This is a genomic window from Pseudomonas sp. D3-27 (assembly GCF_051132165.1).
Classification (GTDB): domain Bacteria; phylum Pseudomonadota; class Gammaproteobacteria; order Pseudomonadales; family Pseudomonadaceae; genus Aquipseudomonas.
On sequence record NZ_CP071667.1, the window covers coordinates 5,272,994 to 5,287,100 of the forward strand.

Below are 14,107 nucleotides of genomic sequence, written 5' to 3' on the forward strand. Positions count from 1 at the left end.
ACTAAATGCGGCAATCTGCCACGTCTAATCGCTATTACTGATCTTTCAATAGATGACGTCGATCAAGGAAAGGTTATTGATTTCTGGTAAAGGGCGAAACAAGCCTCCGCCAACGCCGAGCGCGGAGCCCCGCGCCGCATGATCAGCCCAAGCGGAACAAGGGTTTGGGCGTTTTCGATGGGCTGGATGCGCAAGTCCTCGGTCATGACGTTCAGTCCGCTGTCCAATGGGACCACCGCGCAGCACAATCCGCCATGCACCGCTTGCAGCAATTGATGCACGGCGTCGGTTTGCAGCAACGGTTGAGGTGCAAGGCCTCGGCTATGAAACGCGTGATCGATGGATTGGCGAAAATGCATGCCGCTGGTGAGCATGCCCAGGGGCAGTTCAACCAGTGATTCCCATCTCAGCGGTTCTTCGCCAAAAAAGAAAAACCGCTGGTCGTACAGCAGGCCCATGCGGGTGTGGCTGAAGGGCAAGGATTCGAAGCGCTCGTTATCCAGGCGTTCCATGTAGGAAATGCCCAGGTCGATGCGGTTGTTCGCCAATTGTTCGAGGATGCGCTCCGAACTCAAGGACGATAATTCGAAGCGTAGGCTCGGGTGCTCGGTGTGCAGGCGTTGCATCATCGACAGCGGGTCGAAATCCGACAGCGGCACCACGCCCAGGCGCAGCGTACCCACCAGGTTGCCACGGCAGGCCGCCGCTTCGGCCTGAAGCCCGTCATAGGCCGCCAGCACTGTGCGTGCCCAAGCCAGCACCCGTTCGCCTGGCGCGGTAAAACCCTCGAAACGCTGGCCGCGGTTGACCAACGGAAGGCCCAGCTCTTCTTCCAGGCTGCGCAAACGCATCGACAGGGTGGGTTGGGTGATGTGACAACGGGCGGCAGCCTGGCCGAAGTGGCGGGTTTCGTCGAGCGCGATGAGAAATTTCAGCTGCTTGATGTCCATCTTCACTCCTTGGCGCGGGAAGATTGGGATTCTAGCGCTTTGGGCGTGTTGGGGTCATTGGTCGGTTGGAAGGCGGGCTCGGTGGGCTTGGTCTAGGCTTTGCGTCTGGACATTCAATTCCAAGGAGCAAGCGCCATGAGTCTTTTTAGTTTTGTGAAGGAGGCGGGTGAGAAACTTATCGATCTCCTGATCCCCGGTAATGCCAATGCCGGTGAGCAATTGAAGGAGCACATCAGAAATGTCGGGCTGGGCAACCCCAATATCCAAGCGACCGTTGAAGGTGACAAAGTCATCGTGACCGGTGAAGTCTCGAGCCAGGAGGAAAAAGAAAAGGTCCTGCTGGCTGTGGGCAATATCCAAGGTGTCGGCAGTGTTGACGATCAGATCACCGTGACTGGGCCGGTAGCGCAGGCCGCACGTTTCGTAACCGTGAAGAAGGGTGACACGCTCAGCGCCATATCCAAGGCCGAGTACGGTGACGCCAACAAGTACAACAAGATCTTTGAAGCCAACAAGCCGATGCTTTCGCACCCAGACAAAATCTATCCGGGGCAGGTGCTGCGTATTCCGGAATAGACTGCCGCATTTGCGGCGCCTTCATCGCGAGCAGGCTCGCCCCCACAGAGGCTTTGGTTCGCGGCGAAACCATTGTGGGAGCGAGCTTGCTCGCGATGAAGGCAGCGCGGTTCAAAGCCCGGCAATCAAATCCCGATAATCCCCGACCGCTTCGAATTCCCCGGTATCCTTCGGCCCCTTGCGGCTGTCCGGTTCGCTGACCGCCAGCAGATGCGCGATGCCAAAATCACGGGCGCTGCGCAAGACTGGCAAGGTATCGTCAATGAACAGGCTGCGAGCGGGGTCGAAGTCCAGGTCGGCTTGCAAGGCATCCCAGAACTGCGGGTTCTCCTTGGGGAAACCGTAATCGTGAGAGCTGATCAAACGCTCGAAATACGGGGCGAGCTCGATACGCTCCAGCTTCAGCGACAGCGAGTCTCGATGGGCGTTAGTGATCATCACGACGCGTTTGCCGGCCCTTTGGATCGCTGCCAGGAACGTATCGGCATCGGGGCGCAGGGCGATCAGGTGGGCGGTTTCCAGTTTCAATTCGCGCACCGGCAGCTTCAGCTCCGCGCTCCAGAAGTCCAGGCAGTACCACTGCAACTGGCCGGCGTTGCGCTCGAACAGCGGTTGCAGCTCCATCTCGGCCATCGCGCGGCTGACGCCATGCAGTTCGGCGTAGCGCTGAGGCAGGTGTTCCAGCCAGAAATGGTTGTCGTAATGCAGGTCCAGCAGGGTGCCGTCCATGTCCAGCAGGACCGTGTCGATCGCGTGCCAAGGCAACGAGGCCATAAAAACTTCTCCAGCGGTAATCGGATATCCGACACAAACAATCAGAATAGGCCGGGTATAGTAGCCCGCTATCGCCCAGGGAGCCGTTTATGCGCCAGAAACCCACCATACTCGACCGACGGATTGTCGCCACCAGCCGCCTGTTTTGCGTGGAAGAAATGAAGCTGCGTTTTTCCAATGGTGTGGAGCGCACTTACGAGCGTTTGGCGGCCAAGAGCCCTGGCTACGGCGCGGTGATGATTGTCGCGATGCTCGATGCCGACCATGCCGTGCTGGTGGAAGAGTATTGTGGCGGTACCGACGCTTATGAGTGGTCATTGCCCAAGGGTTTGGTCGAGCCGGGCGAAGACGTGCTGGCGGCGGCCGAGCGCGAGCTCAAGGAAGAGGCCGGTTTTGGCGCGCGTCAGCTGGAACACCTGACGGAGCTGTCGTTGTCGCCTGGCTACATGAGCCAGAAGATCCAAGTGGTGCTGGCGACCGACCTGTATGAAGAGCGGCTGGAGGGCGACGAACCCGAGCCGATGCGAGTGGACAAGGTCAACCTGGGCGAGCTCTCGGCCCTTGCACAAAATCCCCAATTCACCGAGGGACGGGCGCTGGCGGCGTTGTATCTGGCTCGCGACCTGCTGACCCAGCGTGGAGCCTACCTGCCATGAATCTTCCTCACGCGCTGATGGTCCCGGTGATCGAACTGGCGCTTCGGGCCGGCGCGGCAATCCTGCCGTTCTGGCGCGCCGATGTGGAAGTTGCGCACAAGGCGGATGAATCGCCTGTAACCGCCGCGGACATGGCCGCCCACGATGTCATCATCGCTGGATTGACCGCGCTGGCGCCGGATATTCCGATCCTCTCCGAGGAGGACGCCGATATCGCGCAAAGCGTCCGCGCTACCTGGAAACGCTGGTGGCTGGTGGACCCGCTGGATGGCACCAAGGAATTCATTTCGGGCAGTGAAGAGTTCACCGTCAACATCGCCTTGGTCGAAGAAGGGCGGGTGGTGTTCGGCGTGGTCTCGATGCCCACCAATGGCCGTTTCTACGTCGGTGGCGTGGGGCTGGGGGCCTGGCGTGGCGAGAAAGGCGTCGAGCCTTCGCCGATCACGGTGCGTAACGCGCTGGCGCCTGGAGACGCTTTTACCGTGGTCGCCAGCCGGCGCCACACCAGTGCGGAGCAGGAGCGCCTGTTGGCCGGCTTGAGTGAGAGCCTCGGCGCCTTGCAACTGACCAACATCGGCAGTTCGCTGAAATTCTGCCTGTTGGCTGAAGGCGCCGCCGATTGTTACCCCCGTTTGGCGCCAACGTCTCAGTGGGACACCGCCGCCGCCCAGGGCGTACTCGAAGGAGCGGGCGGCGAGGTGCTGGACCTGAGCGGCGAACCGTTCCGCTATCCACCGCGCGAGTCGCTGTTGAATGCTTCGTTCCTGGCGCTGCCGGCGAAAGCGGCGTGGCGTGGGAAGCTGTTGGAGCTTGCCCGCTCTTGAACCAAGGCTGATTTCTGGCCGGATGCTTTTGTGAGAGCAAGCTCCCTCGCCACGTGAATCAACGACGATCAGCGGTGCAAAACGTATTGCCCTTCGAATTGCACCGCCACATTCTCGCTGTCGACGTTCAACACCCGCGTTTGTAATGCCAGCCGCGCCCGCCCGTACCGCTCATAAGTCGCCACGAAACGTTTCCAGGTCTTTTCATCGGGCGCGTCGCAAATGACGGTTGCATCTCGGGTCACGGGCAGCGGATAGCTGATCTGCCCTTCCTGGATCACGATGTGTCCGTCTTCGACTCCCTCCTCGCGCAAGGCCAGGTGCAACCAGCCCCAGCCACCCAGCACCGCGCCGCAATACAGGCTCCCCCCGAACATGGTGCTCTTGTGGTTGACGTTGGCCTCGAGCGGCAGGAACAGACGCAACTGGCGGGCCTGCCATTGGAGCACCTTCAGGCCCATGTCCCGGGTCAATGGGATGTCCCGGTGCAGGATCGTTTCCAGATAATGGCTGTCGCGGTTCATGCGGGCCCTCTTCTAACGGTGGGTGGCAGGACTCAATCGGAATCGTCGGCCTGGCCTGGGCTATTGTCGCCGAAGGCCAGTCCATGCTTGCGCAGCTTGTCGTGCAGGGTTTTGCGTGGAATGCCCAACGCTTCGGCAAGGCTGCGCACTGAACTGTGAGGCCGTGCCAGCTCGGCGGCTATGAGGGTTTTTTCGAAGTTCTCAACCTGCTCGCTCAAACCGCCGCTGACGGTTTGCACCGGGGCGCCTGGCTGGCCTTCCGGCGCGCTGCTATCCAGGGCCAGCTCCAGGCCCAGGGCGAAACGCTCGGCGGCGTTCTGCAACTCGCGTACGTTGCCCGGCCAGTCATGGCGCAACAACAGCGCCCGGTGGGCCGGTAGCAGTTCGTGGGGCGGCAGGCCATGACGGGCGCTGGCCTCATCGGCAAAATGCTGGAACAGCATCAGCACGTCCTCACCGCGCTCGCGCAACGGCGGTATGCGCAGCGGCGCGACATTCAGCCGGTAATACAAGTCGGCGCGAAAGCGGCCTTGATCGGCGGCCTGGCGCAGGTCTTCCTTGGTGGCGGCGACGATACGGATGTCCAGGGGGATCTGCTGATTGCCACCCAGTCGTTCCACCACCCGCTCTTGCAGCAGGCGAAGCAATTTGACCTGCACGTCCAGGCTCATGCTTTCGATTTCATCGAGAAACAACGTGCCGCCATTGGCGAATTCGAATTTGCCGATACGGCGCTTCTGCGCGCCGGTGAAGGCGCCGGGTTCGTGGCCGAACAGTTCGCTTTCAACCACCGACTCGGCCAAAGCGCCGGCGTTGATCGCCACGAACGGCCCGTTGCGTCGACTCGAGAGATCGTGCAGCGCGCGGGCGACCACTTCCTTGCCGGCGCCGGTTTCACCCAGGATCAACACGTCGGCGCGCGTCGCTGCCAAGGCACCGATCTGCTCGCGCAGGCGCAACATGGGCGAGGATTGTCCTACCAGCCGGGCGCTGAGTTCATGGCGATCGCTGAGGGCCAGGCGCAGGCTGCGGTTATCCAGGACCAGGCGCCGCAAAGCCAGGGCCCGACGCACACTGTCGAGCAGATGATCGCTGGCAAAGGGTTTTTCGAGAAAGTCGTAGGCCCCGGCGCGCATTGCCTGCACGGCCAGCGGTACATCGCCATGGCCGGTAATCAGCAGCACTGGCAGGTCCGGGTCCTGGGCGTGCAGTTGGCCCAGCAGTTCCAGGCCGTCCATGCCGGGCATGCGGATATCGCTGACCACCACGCCTGGCCAATCCCTCGGCAGTTGCCCGGCCAGGCCGTTGGCCTCGCCCAGTGGCAGGATTTTCAGCCCAGCCAGGTCGAGGGTCTGGCTCAGGGCCTGACGCAGGTGGGGATCGTCGTCGATCAGCACCACCTCAATCTGGTTTTCGATGGTCATACACTACGGTCCTCGGACGGTTGCAGGCTCACCCCGGGCGCACCCGCCCGCAGCTTCAGGGTAATCAGGGCGCCGCCTTCCTTGTGGTTGGCGAACAACAATTCGCCGCCGAAGGCGCGCATCAGGGTGTCGCAGATTGCCAGCCCCAGGCCAAGGCCCTGGGTGCGAGTCTTGGTGGTGTAGAACGGCTCACCGGCGCGGCCGAGGGCTTCCATGCAGAAACCCGGGCCGTTATCGCGGATGTACAGGTTGACGCCGGTTTCGGTCGCCTGGGCACTGAGCCAGAGTCTACGCGGCGGACCTTTTTCAGTCAGGGCATCCAGGGCATTGGCCAGCAGGTTGCCCAGCACCTGGCGCAGGCGTGTTTCACCGGCCTCGACCCACAAGGTGGCGGCGGGCAGGTCACGGATCAACTCCACTTCCATGCTGCGCCGACGTTTGGCGAGCAAGGCAAGGGCATCGTCCAGCGCCGGTTGCAGCGCGACGCTTTCCGGGGCGTGGCGGTCGCGGCGCGCGAAGGCGCGCAGGTGAGCGATGATCGACGCCATGCGCCCGGTCAGTTCGTTGATCAGCTTGAGGTTGCCACGGGCGTCGTCGGTGCGTTGGTGATCGAGCAGTATTTCTGCGTTTTCGGCATAACTTCTGATCGCCGCCAACGGTTGGTTGAGTTCATGGCTGATGCTGGCCGACATGGTGCCGAGCGCCGACAACTTGCCGGCCTGCACCAAATCATCCTGGGCACGGACCAGTTCCTGCTGGGCGTGCTCGCGTTCCAGCACCTCTTGCTTGAGACGACGGTTGAGGCCCTCCAGGTCGCTGGTGCGTTCCGCGACGCGGCCCTCCAATTCATGACGGGCCTTGGCCTCGAAGGCGATTCTTTCCAGGTAGTGGCGCCTGCGCTGCATCATCAACCCGAGCAACAGCATCAAGACCAGCAATGCCGCGCCGCCGATGACGACCACCGTGCGCACCGGGCGGTCAATCAGGGTGCGCGGGGCCAGGATGCTCACATTCCAGCCGGTTTCTTCGATGGCCTGGGTCTGGGTCAGCCAGGCATTGGGGTCCAGGTTGAGCGGCTTGGGGTCACGGGTAGGGTAGGGTTGTATCGCGCTGATCGCCTTGCTTTCCGGATCGCTCAGGGGCCGCGTCGAGCGGAAACGCCATTCCTGGCGCGAGGTGAGAATGACCACGCCGTTGTGGTCGGTCACCAAGAGCTGTTCAGGCGTTTTGCCCCATAGGCTTTCGGTGTGGTCCAGGTCCACCTTGACCACCAATACGCCGATGACTTTTTCGCGATCATGCACGGCGGCAGCGAAGAAATAACCGCGTTTGCCCGATGTGGTGCCCAGGCCGAAGAAACGTCCCAGGCGCCCGGCCATGGCCTCGATGTAATAAGGGCGAAAGGCGAAATTGCGACCGACGAAGCTGTCGTGCTTATCCCAATTAGACGCCGCCAGGGTCTTGCCCGTGGCGTCCATCAGGTACATGACCTCGGCGCCGGTCTGGGCGCTGATGTTTTTCAATAACCGGTTGGCATTGCCCTGGGTGACGCCATCGTCCGGCGTCGACAAGGCCGCGCGCAGGGCCGGCAGCTCGCCGAGTATCTGGGGCAGTACTTCGTAGCGGTGCAACGTCCCCAGAAGGTTGGCGACGTAGAGGTCGAGTGTCTGTCTGTTCTGCCCGGCCAGTTCGCTGCGGTAGTAGCGCTCGGCCAGATGCTCAAGCGGCCACAGCAACGGTGCCAGGCACAGCGCGAGCAACGCCAGGCTGCGCCAACGAGGTCTGCGGGGGAGGGTGGAGGTCATGGAAGTCTGCGCCTGGGGTTACAGGCGCATTATGCCTAGGCTTGCCCGGCAAGGCACTGCTGTAACGCGCTTCGCCAGTCTGGTTGGCTCACGCCCCACTCCCTGGCCAGCCGGGTGCAGTCCAGGCGCGAGTTCAACGGACGCGGCGCCGGGGTCGGGTATTCGCTCGATGCGATGGCTTCAAGCACGGCGCAGGATTTGTGCTGCTCGACCAGGTGTTCACCGATGGCTTGGGCGAATCCGAACCAGGATGTCTGGCCCTGGGCTGTCAGGTGATAGGTGCCCCAGGCGCCGCGTTGCCCAGCTTGCCAGCGCTCGATCAGCTTCGCGGTGCTCTCGGCGATTGTCCCCGCCCAGGTCGGTGCGCCGATCTGGTCCGAGACGACGCGCAGATGGGGCTTTTCCTGCAGCAGACGCTGCATGGTCAACAGGAAATTGCGTCCCGCGTTGGAATACACCCAACTGGTGCGCAGGATCAGATGCTCTCCGCCCGCCTGGCGGATGGCCTCTTCGCCCGCCAGCTTGCTGCGACCGTAGACACTTAGCGGGTTGGGCGCGTCGTCCTCGGTGTAGGGGGTGTGCTTGCGACCGTCGAAGACATAATCGGTGGAGTAGTGGATCAGCGGCACGCCCAGTTCGAGCGCCGCCTGGGCGAGCACGCCCGGTGCGATGGCATTGATGGCGAAGGCCCGCTGCGCCTCGCTCTCGGCCTGGTCGACCGCCGTATGGGCGGCGGCATTGATGATCAGGTCGGGCCGCGCCGCCTCGATAGGCGCGCGCAGGTGATCGGGTCGGGCCATGTCGAGCTGGCTGCTGCCCAGCACCGTCAGTTCGCCGATGCCGGCCAGGCGCTTTTGAAGGGCTTGGGAGACCTGGCCGTTCCGGCCGATGATCAAGATGCGCGAGGAAGTACTCATGGGAACAGATCGGCCTCATGCAGGGCCTTGCCGGCCTGGTCCTTGGGCGACAGGATCGGTGCGCCTGGCAACTCCCAGTCAATCGCCAGATCGGGGTCGTCCCAGCGAATGCAGCGCTCGGCTGACGGGGCATAGTAATCGGTGGTCTTGTAGAGAAAGTCCGCCGAGTCGCTCAGTACGACAAAACCGTGGGCAAATCCAGGGGGAATCCACAGCTGCCGATGGTTCTGTCCCGACAGGCGTACGCTGGCCCACTGGCCGAATGTCGGCGAGCTGCGGCGAATGTCCACCGCAACGTCGAGTACCTCGCCGGCGGTGACGCGCACGAGTTTTCCCTGGGTTTGTTCGATCTGATAATGCAGGCCGCGCAGCACGCCCTTGGCCGAGCGCGAATGGTTGTCCTGGACGAACTGCACCGTGCGCCCCGTGGCTTCGGTGAATGCCTGGGCATTGAAACTTTCATAGAAGAAGCCGCGATCATCGCCGAAGACCTTCGGCTCGAGGATCAAGACTTCCGGCAGTCGCGAGGCGATGACATTCAACGTGTTTCTCCGGCAATCTTGAACAGGTATTGGCCGTAGCCGGTCTTGCCGAAGTAACTGGCACGCTCCAATACGTGCTCGCGGCTGACCCAGCCCTGTTGATAGGCGATTTCTTCCAGGCATGCGACCTTCAGGCCTTGGCGATGCTCAATGGTCTGAACGTATTGCGAGGCTTCCAGCAGGCTGTCATGGGTGCCGGTGTCCAGCCAGGCAAAGCCGCGGCCAAAGCGCTCGACATGCAAGTCCCCTCGTTGCAGATAGGCATTGTTGACGTCGGTAATCTCCAGTTCGCCTCGTTTGGACGGCTTGATGGCTTTGGCGATCTGTATGACGTCGTTGTCGTAGAAATACAGGCCGGTCACCGCATAGCTGGACTTGGGGGCGGCGGGTTTTTCTTCGATGGAGACGGCGCGTCCTTCGGGATCGAAGTCGATCACGCCGAAACGCTCGGGATCCTTGACCCAATAACCGAACACCGTCGCACCGCGTGGGCGGTTGACGGCGGTCTGCAATTGTTCGCCGAAATGTTGGCCATGAAAAATGTTGTCACCCAGGATCAGGCAGACCGGATCATTGCCGATGAACTGCTCGCCAATCAGGAAAGCCTGGGCCAGACCGTCGGGGGTCGGCTGCTCGGCGTAGCTGAAATGGACGCCGAACTGGGCGCCATCGCCCAGCAGATTTCGATATTGGGGCAGGTCCTGCGGGGTGGAGATGATCAGGATTTCCTTGATGCCGGCGAGCATCAGTACCGAGATCGGGTAATAGATCATCGGCTTGTCGTAGACCGGCAACAACTGCTTGGAAACCCCGAGGGTGATCGGATGCAGCCGCGTGCCGGAACCGCCGGCCAGAACAATGCCTTTCATCATGCAATCGTGTCCTTGTTTTCGAGCGAGCCAAGGCGCTCGCCTTGATAGCTGCCATCCTGCACGCGCCGGCACCACAGCAGGTTCTCCAGATACCACTGCACGGTCTTGCGCAGCCCGGTCTCGAAGGTTTCCCGAGGGGTCCAGCCCAGCTCCCGTTCGATCTTGCCGGCGTCGATAGCGTAGCGCAGGTCATGCCCGGGACGATCCTTGACGAAGGTAATCAGGTCCGCATAGCGCTCGACGCCCTCGGGTTTGTGGGGCGCGAGTTCTTCGAGCAGCGCACAGATGGTGCGCACGACATCGATGTTCTTCTGCTCATTATGGCCACCAATGTTGTAAGTCTCGCCGACTACACCTTCCGTCACGACTTTGAGCAGCGCCCGGGCGTGGTCTTCGACGTAGAGCCAGTCGCGCACTTGCTCGCCGTCGCCATAGACAGGCAACGGCTTGCCCGCCAGCGCATTGAGGATGACCAGCGGGATCAGCTTCTCGGGGAAGTGGAACGGCCCGTAGTTGTTCGAGCAGTTGGTCAGCAGCACGGGCAAGCCGTAGGTGCGCTGCCAGGCCCGGACCAGGTGATCGGACGCTGCCTTGCTGGCTGAGTAAGGCGAGCTGGGGGCGTAGGCGGTGGTTTCGGTGAACAGGTCATCGACGCCGTGCAGGTCGCCATACACTTCGTCGGTGGAAATATGGTGGAAACGAAACGCCCGTTTCTGCGGTTCGGTCAGGGCCTGCCAATAGGCACGGGTTGCTTCGAGCAAGCTATAGGTGCCGACGATGTTGGTCTGGATGAAGTCCGCCGGACCGTCGATGGAGCGGTCCACATGGGATTCGGCGGCCAGGTGCATGATTGCGTCAGGTTTGAACCGCGCCAGCACCGCGCTGATCGTTGCTTGATCGACGATGTCCGCCTGCACGAATTCGTAGCGGCTGTCGTGATCAATGCTGCTCAGCGACTCCAGGTTGCCAGCGTAGGTCAGCTTGTCGAGGTTCAGGACCTGGTGCTCGGTATCACGAATCAAATGCCGTATGAGAGCCGAGCCGATGAAGCCGGCACCGCCGGTGATGAGAATGCGCATCCGGTTAAGCCTTTTTTCGATAAGACGATACAGCGATGGAGCATAGCTTGTCGGCATGACGAGGAGCGTGCAAGCGAATCTCCCTTGGGAACGGGCCAAGGGAAGCAGGCTCACTACTTAATAAGAAGTGGGGGTTGCTAATCCTCCGACTCAATGGCGAGATAAGCATCCAAAACAAAACCACTCAGGGGTCGTTGTATGCCGCTCGCTACGTTGGTTCACCGTGCCAGTTTGCCAAGCCCACAGATCAGCGCCGAACAGGCGTTGGTGCTGCTGCGCTCGAATTACGGACTCAGCGGTGACCTGCGACCCCTCGGCAGCCATCAGGATCTCAATTACCGCGTCGACAGCGACCGCGGGCGGTTCGTATTGAAGATTTGCCATGGCAACTATGCCGTCCAGGAGCTCCAGGCCCAGCATGCCGCGCTCAAGACGCTGGCCGGGCATGGCGCGGTAAAGGTGCCTGCGGTCATGGCGGCCAGCAATGGCGAGGACCTGTTGACGCTTGAGGTCGACGGGCAAACCGTTCACGTGCGGTTGCTGGAGTACATCGAGGGCCAGTCCCTGACCCAGCTCAAGCATCTTTCCCGCGACCTGGTGACAGGGCTGGGGCGCGTGTGTGCCGAGATGGACGTGGCCCTCGCTGCGTTCGATCATCCCGGCCTGGATCGCACATTGCAGTGGGACGCGCGTCATGCGCCGACCTTGATCGATCATTTGCTGCCCGTCATCAAGGATGAACAACGACGCCGATTGATCGCCGAGGCGGCGCAACAGGCCGAACGGCGCTTGCAACCACTCAAGGAAAGCCTGCCGGTGCAAGCGATCCACATGGACATCACCGATGACAACGTGGTCTGGCAGCGGGACGCCCAGCGCCAATGGCAACTGCAAGGCGTCATCGATTTCGGTGACCTGATCCGCACCTGGCGTATCACCGATCTGTCGGTAACCTGCGCGGCCCTGCTGCATCACGCCGATGGGGACCCGTTTTTCATCCTGCCGGCGATCCGCGCCTACCACCGCGTCAATCCGTTGCAACGCGAAGAACTCATGGCGCTTTGGCCGTTGATTGTCGCCCGCGCCGCGGTGCTGGTGCTCAGCGGCGAGCAACAAGTGGCTATCGATCCGGGCAATGAATACTCCCGTGACAATCTTCAACATGAATGGGAGATCTTCGATGTTGCCCATTCAGTGCCGCTCGAGTTGATGGAGGCGGCGATTCTCACCGCCGCCGGCCACAGCCTGCCGCCTTTCGCCAATGAGGGTTTCGCGCCGTTGTTGCCGACATTGGTCGGGCGAGATTTCGCCCTGATCGACCTTGGCGTCCTGAGCCCGCATTTCGAGGCCGGCAATTGGGAGCAGGCGGGAATCGACCAGCGCCTGCTGAGCGAAGCGGCTGCGGTGCATGGATTGGCGGCCAGCCGCTACGGGCAATATCGGCTTTCACGCACCCGTCCGGACAGCGCCGTCGAGCCCGATACTTTTCCATTGCACGTGGAATTGCATGTGCCCCACGGTACGCCGTTGGCGTCGCCCTTCGCCGGGGTTGTGCACGAGGATGCCAATGGCTTGCTGCGGCTCGACGGCCCGCAACTGAGCTTGCATGTGTGGGGCGTGTCTTCGTCGCTGCGTTCCGGGGCCTCGTTGACCAAAGGCCAGGCACTTGGCGAAGTGGCTGGCCCTTTGCGGGTCCAACTGTGCCGAGGTGAACATCTGGCGCCGCCGCTGTTCTGTGCGCCGTCGAGGGCGCCGGCTTGGCAGGCGCTTTGCCCCTCGCCCGCGGCGTTGCTGGGGCTGGCTTGCGATGCTGAGCCGGAAGTCGACCCCGAGGCGCTCCTGGCCCGTCGCGATGCGAGTTTCGCCCGGTCGCAAAAACACTACTACGTCGACCCGCCACGCATCGAGCGCGGCTGGCGCAATCACCTGATCGACATGCAGGGCCGCTCCTATCTGGACATGCTCAACAACGTCGCGGTGTTGGGGCACGGCCATCCGCGCATGGCGGCGGTTGCGGCCCGGCAGTGGTCGCTGCTCAATACCAACTCGCGCTTTCACTATGCGGCGATCGCCGAGTTTTCCGAGCGCCTGCTGGCGCTGGCACCGTCGAACATGGACCGGGTGTTTCTGGTCAACAGCGGCACCGAGGCCAATGACCTGGCGATCCGCCTGGCCTGGGCCTACAGCGGCGGGCGCGACATGCTCAGCGTGCTGGAGGCCTATCACGGATGGTCGGTGGCGGCGGACGCGGTCTCGACCTCCATCGCCGACAACCCCCAGGCCCTCAGCAGCCGTCCAGACTGGGTGCACCCGGTGACAGCGCCGAACACTTATCGCGGTGAATTCCGCGGGGTCGACAGTGCGCCAGACTACGTGCGCAGCGTCGAGCACAACCTGGCGAAAATCGCCGAGCAGAAACGCCAGCTCGCCGGTTTCATTTGCGAGCCTGTGTATGGAAACGCCGGCGGCATCGCATTGCCGCCAGGCTACCTGAAGCAGGTGTATGCCATGGTGCGCGAGCGTGGCGGTGTCTGCATCGCCGACGAGGTGCAGGTTGGCTACGGGCGCATGGGCGAGTTTTTCTGGGGCTTCGAAGAGCAAGGTGTGGTGCCGGATATCATCACCATGGCCAAGGGCATGGGCAACGGCCAGCCACTGGGGGCAGTGATCACCCGCCGGGAGATCGCTGAGGCGCTGGAAGCCGAGGGGTATTTCTTCTCTTCCGCAGGCGGCAGTCCGGTCAGTTGCCAGATCGGCATGGCCGTGCTGGATGTCATGGAAGAAGAAAAGCTGTGGGAAAACGCCAGGGTGGTCGGAGGACATTTCAAGGCCCGCCTGGAGGCGTTGATCGACCGGTATCCCCTGGTCGGAGCGGTGCATGGTTCGGGGTTTTACCTGGGGGTGGAATTGATCCGCAACCGCGACACCCTCGAACCGGCCACTGAAGAAACCACGGCACTGTGCGATCGTTTGCGCGAGCTGGGTATCTTCATGCAGCCGACCGGTGATTACCTCAACATTCTCAAGATCAAGCCGCCGATGGTCACCACGCGTCAAAGCGTGGATTTCTTCGTCGATATGCTGGCGAAGGTGTTGGAGGAGGGGTTGTAGCCAATCTGAAACGCCACGCTGTTCCCCTGTGGGAGCGAGCTTGCTCGCGATGA

General features: G+C 62.0%; 13 protein-coding genes. 4 read left to right on the plus strand and 9 right to left on the minus strand.

Translation table 11 applies throughout. From position 1 onward, the window contains the following. Positions 1-62: 62 nt before the first annotated feature. Positions 63-950 carry a LysR family transcriptional regulator gene (locus tag J3P92_RS23620; RefSeq protein WP_420766422.1) on the minus strand — a complete coding sequence of 296 codons (888 nt, stop codon included), beginning with the start codon at positions 948-950 and terminating at the stop codon, positions 63-65. Positions 951-1,085: 135 nt separating this feature from the next. Here J3P92_RS23620 and lysM point away from each other — a divergent pair, with 135 nt between their 5' ends. Next, positions 1,086-1,526 carry a peptidoglycan-binding protein LysM gene (gene lysM, locus J3P92_RS23625; RefSeq protein ID WP_434649254.1) on the plus strand — a complete coding sequence of 147 codons (441 nt, stop codon included), beginning with the start codon at positions 1,086-1,088 and terminating at the stop codon, positions 1,524-1,526. A gap of 111 nt (positions 1,527-1,637) precedes the next feature. Here the strand turns inward: lysM and yrfG are convergent, their stop codons facing one another. Beyond that, complete coding sequence (yrfG, locus tag J3P92_RS23630; RefSeq protein WP_434649255.1) at positions 1,638-2,300, minus strand: GMP/IMP nucleotidase; 663 nt, start codon at positions 2,298-2,300, stop codon at positions 1,638-1,640. Between the two features lie 89 nt (positions 2,301-2,389). On the opposite strand from yrfG, the gene nudE reads away from it, so the two are divergent. Together nudE and cysQ are read left to right on the plus strand one after the other, a co-directional pair. Next, positions 2,390-2,956 (plus strand): ADP compounds hydrolase NudE, encoded by a 567-nt coding sequence (gene nudE, locus J3P92_RS23635; protein WP_420766419.1) that lies wholly within the window; start codon positions 2,390-2,392, stop codon positions 2,954-2,956. Beyond that, positions 2,953-3,780 carry a 3'(2'),5'-bisphosphate nucleotidase CysQ gene (cysQ, locus tag J3P92_RS23640; protein ID WP_434649256.1) on the plus strand — a complete coding sequence of 276 codons (828 nt, stop codon included), beginning with the start codon at positions 2,953-2,955 and terminating at the stop codon, positions 3,778-3,780. Before nudE ends, cysQ begins: the two co-directional genes overlap by 4 nt. A gap of 68 nt (positions 3,781-3,848) precedes the next feature. Here cysQ and J3P92_RS23645 read toward each other — a convergent pair whose 3' ends face one another. From J3P92_RS23645 to rfbB, 7 genes are read right to left on the minus strand one after another with little or no spacing between them, the layout of a single operon-like run. Then, positions 3,849-4,304 (minus strand): thioesterase domain-containing protein, encoded by a 456-nt coding sequence (locus tag J3P92_RS23645; RefSeq protein WP_434649257.1) that lies wholly within the window; start codon positions 4,302-4,304, stop codon positions 3,849-3,851. 32 nt (positions 4,305-4,336) lie between these two features. Then, positions 4,337-5,728: a sigma-54-dependent transcriptional regulator gene (locus tag J3P92_RS23650; RefSeq protein WP_434649258.1), complete on the minus strand. Its 1,392-nt coding sequence runs from the start codon at positions 5,726-5,728 to the stop codon at positions 4,337-4,339. Then, a complete protein-coding gene (locus J3P92_RS23655) occupies positions 5,725-7,533 on the minus strand; it encodes a sensor histidine kinase (RefSeq protein ID WP_420766415.1) in 1,809 nt (602 codons plus the stop codon). The genes J3P92_RS23650 and J3P92_RS23655 overlap by 4 nt, the downstream gene beginning before the upstream one ends. Before the next feature lie 35 nt (positions 7,534-7,568). Next, complete coding sequence (gene rfbD, locus J3P92_RS23660) at positions 7,569-8,450, minus strand: dTDP-4-dehydrorhamnose reductase (protein WP_434649259.1); 882 nt, start codon at positions 8,448-8,450, stop codon at positions 7,569-7,571. Further along, positions 8,447-8,992 (minus strand): dTDP-4-dehydrorhamnose 3,5-epimerase, encoded by a 546-nt coding sequence (gene rfbC / locus J3P92_RS23665; protein ID WP_434649260.1) that lies wholly within the window; start codon positions 8,990-8,992, stop codon positions 8,447-8,449. The genes rfbD and rfbC overlap by 4 nt, the downstream gene beginning before the upstream one ends. Beyond that, positions 8,989-9,864: a glucose-1-phosphate thymidylyltransferase RfbA gene (rfbA, locus tag J3P92_RS23670; RefSeq protein WP_420766412.1), complete on the minus strand. Its 876-nt coding sequence runs from the start codon at positions 9,862-9,864 to the stop codon at positions 8,989-8,991. Before rfbA ends, rfbC begins: the two co-directional genes overlap by 4 nt. Next, positions 9,861-10,943: a dTDP-glucose 4,6-dehydratase gene (gene rfbB, locus J3P92_RS23675; protein WP_434649261.1), complete on the minus strand. Its 1,083-nt coding sequence runs from the start codon at positions 10,941-10,943 to the stop codon at positions 9,861-9,863. Before rfbB ends, rfbA begins: the two co-directional genes overlap by 4 nt. A gap of 198 nt (positions 10,944-11,141) precedes the next feature. On the opposite strand from rfbB, the gene J3P92_RS23680 reads away from it, so the two are divergent. Beyond that, on the plus strand, positions 11,142-14,054 hold the full coding sequence (locus tag J3P92_RS23680; RefSeq protein ID WP_434649262.1) for an aminotransferase: 2,913 nt from the start codon (positions 11,142-11,144) through the stop codon (positions 14,052-14,054). Positions 14,055-14,107 lie beyond the last annotated feature (53 nt).